Origin of the sequence: Kitasatospora sp. MBT63, assembly GCF_000710465.2 — a bacterium.
GTDB lineage: Bacteria > Actinomycetota > Actinomycetes > Streptomycetales > Streptomycetaceae > Kitasatospora.
In genome coordinates this window covers 5,720-8,495 of the sequence record NZ_JAIZ01000433.1, presented here as the reverse complement: position 1 = coordinate 8,495, position 2,776 = coordinate 5,720, and the positions used below count along the sequence as shown (strand labels likewise).

Here is a 2,776-nt window from a genome sequence, read left to right as displayed (position 1 = left end):
GGGCTGCGGGTCGGTGGTCGTCTGCTTGCTCACGTCCTGCATTCGGTGCGGTGACGGGAGCGGATGGGTGCGACTTCCGGGTTCACTCCGCGGGGTGAACCCCCGGCAGGATCGGCCAGGTTGGCGGCATCGGGCGTCAACCCGGCTCCGGGCCGCGGGTGTTCACGGCAGGGTGCGGGCCCGCTCGGTGATGTTGCGGGCCATGCCGCCGAACACGAAGGAGTGGAACGGCGCCACCGACCACCAGTACGCGTGCCCGGCCAGCCCGTGCGGATGGAACAGCGCCCGCTGCCGGTAGATGGTGCCGCCGTTGCCGTCGCTGTCGACCCGCAGTTCCAGCCAGGCCAGGCCCGGCAGCCTCATCTCGGCGCGCAGCCGCAGCAGTTCGACCGGTTCGATCTCCTCCACCCGCCAGAAGTCCAGCGAGTCGCCGACCCGCAGCCGGGCCGGGTCGCGGCGGCCGCGGCGCAGGCCGACCCCGCCGACCAGCCGGTCCAGCCAGCCCCGGACCGCCCAGGCCAGCGGGAAGGAGTACCAGCCGTTGTCGCCGCCGATGCCCTCCACCACCTGCCACACGGCCTGCGGGCTGGCCGCCACCTCGCGCTCCTTGACGTCCTCGTACAGGCTGCCGCCGGCCCAGTCCGGGTCGGTGGGCAGCGGGTCGCTGGGGGCGCCGGCCAGCGAGGCGGAGGACCAGCGGGTGGTGACCTCGGCGTCCTGGATCCGTTTCAGGGCGAGCCGCACCGCGCGGTCGAAGCCGATCAGCCCGCCCGGCGGGTCCGGTACCAGCGCCGCGATGTCGTGCTCCCGGCAGACCACCTCGTGCCGCAGCGACTCCACCAGCGGACGGGCGATCGAGTTCGGGACCGGTGTGACCAGGCCGACCCAGTGGCTGGACAGCCGCGGGGTGAGCACCGGGACCGGCACGATCAGCCGCCGGGGCAGTCCGGCGATCCCGGCGTAGCGCAGCATCATCTCGCGGTAGGTCAGCACGTCGGGGCCGCCGATGTCGAAGGAGCGGTTGACCTCCGGCGGCAGGGCGGCGGCGCCGACCAGGTAGCGCAGCACGTCGCGGACGGCGATCGGTTGGATCCTGGTGTCCACCCAGTTCGGCGTCACCATGACGGGCAGCCGTTCGGTGAGGTAGCGCAGCATCTCGAAGGAGGCGGAGCCGGAGCCGAGGATGACGGCGGCGCGCAGTTCGGCGGTGGGGACGCCGCTCTCCCGCAGGATCCGGCCGACCTCGGCCCGTGAGCGCAGGTGGGGCGACAGGGCGTGCTCGGGTACGCCGGGAGGGATCAGCCCGCCCAGGTACACGATGCGGCGTACCCCGGCCCGGGCGGCCGCCGCCCCGAAGGCCCGGGCGGAGGTGCGGTCGCGCCGCTCGAAGGAGCCGCCGGTGCCGAGCGAGTGCACCAGGAAGTACGCCACCTCGACGCCGGCGAACACCCCGGCCAGCGTCTCGGGACGGGTGACGTCCGCCTTGACCGTCTCCACCTCGGCCCGCCAGGGGTAGTCGCGGATCCGGCCCGGGTCCCGGACCAGGCAGCGGACCCGGTGGCCGGCCGCGAGCAGCTCCGGCACCAGCCGGCCGCCGATGTAGCCGGTGGCGCCGGTGACCAGGCAGAGCGCCCGGGCGTCGGACCCGCCCTCGGGCGGGGCGTCGGTGTGGTCGGTCATCTCGTCTCCCGTCTCGTCCTGCGGCGGCCTCCCGCGGGAGGCCGCGGTGCGGGCACCGGAGGGCTCAGAACGCGTACCGCACCCGCAGCCAGGGCGCGTGCCGCTCGATCAGGCCGCGCAGCCGGGCCAGCGCCTCGGCCTTGCGGCCCACCCGGTAGCGGACGTTGTCGGCGCCGTTCTCGGAGCGCTTGGGCTCCTGGAGGTCCGGGCGCCAGAGCACCTGCTCGGCCGCGGGGTGCCAGCCCAGGTTGACGTGGTGCAGCTGCTGGTTGTGGGTGAGCAGGATGATCTCGGCGGCGGCCTGCGCCTTGACGGCGGGCGGCAGGATGTCGTCCATCCGGCTCAGCAGCTCGGCCCAGTCCCGCTCCCAGCCCTCCCGAAGGACGACCGGGGACAGGTTGAAGTGCACCTCGTACCCAGCCTCTCGGAAGTCCGCGGCGGCGGCCAGCCGGTCGGGCACCGGCGCGGCCCGGACGTCCAGCAGCCGGGCGTCGGCGGGCGGCATCACCGAGAACCGGATCCGGGTGCGGCCGCGCGGGTCCAGCGCCAGCAGGTCGCGGTTGACCCACTTGGTGGCGAACGAGGCCTTGCCGGTGGGCCAGTGCCGGAAGGCCCGGATCAGGTCGGCGGTGTTGTCGCAGACCAGGGCGTCCACCGCACAGTCGTTGTTCTCGCCGATGTCGTACACCCAGGCGGTCGGGTCGCACTGGTTGGGCTCGGGCTTGCGGCCCTGGCGGGCGAGGTGGCGGCCCAGGTAGCCGATGATCCGGTCGATGTTGGTGAAGACGGTGACCGGGTTGGCGTAGCCCTTGCGGCGCGGGACGTAGCAGTAGGCGCAGGCGAGCGCGCAGCCGTTGGCCGAGCTCGGGGCGATCCAGTCCGCGGAGCGGCCGTTGGGCCGGGCGGTCAGCGACTTCTTGACGCCGAGCACCAGCACCTCGCGCTTGATCCGGGCCCAGCGCTCCACGTTGCCGGCGTTGCCGTGCAGGTGCGGGATCTGCCAGTGCGAGGCGACCTCGGTGACCCGGGCGCCGGGGAAGCGCTCCAGGACCTGGCGGCCGCGCGGGGAGGCGGCGGCGGCCGGTTCGGCGTAGAT

2 protein-coding genes are annotated in these 2,776 nt (G+C 74.1%); both read right to left on the bottom strand.

The genetic code is table 11. The features are described from left to right. Positions 1-162: 162 nt before the first annotated feature. Complete coding sequence (locus tag AA75_RS23985) at positions 163-1,680, bottom strand: SDR family oxidoreductase (protein ID WP_051813183.1); 1,518 nt, start codon at positions 1,678-1,680, stop codon at positions 163-165. Positions 1,681-1,744: 64 nt separating this feature from the next. Next, on the bottom strand, positions 1,745-2,776 hold a 1,032-nt coding region (locus AA75_RS23980), incomplete at its 5' end, for a spore photoproduct lyase family protein (protein WP_033822277.1).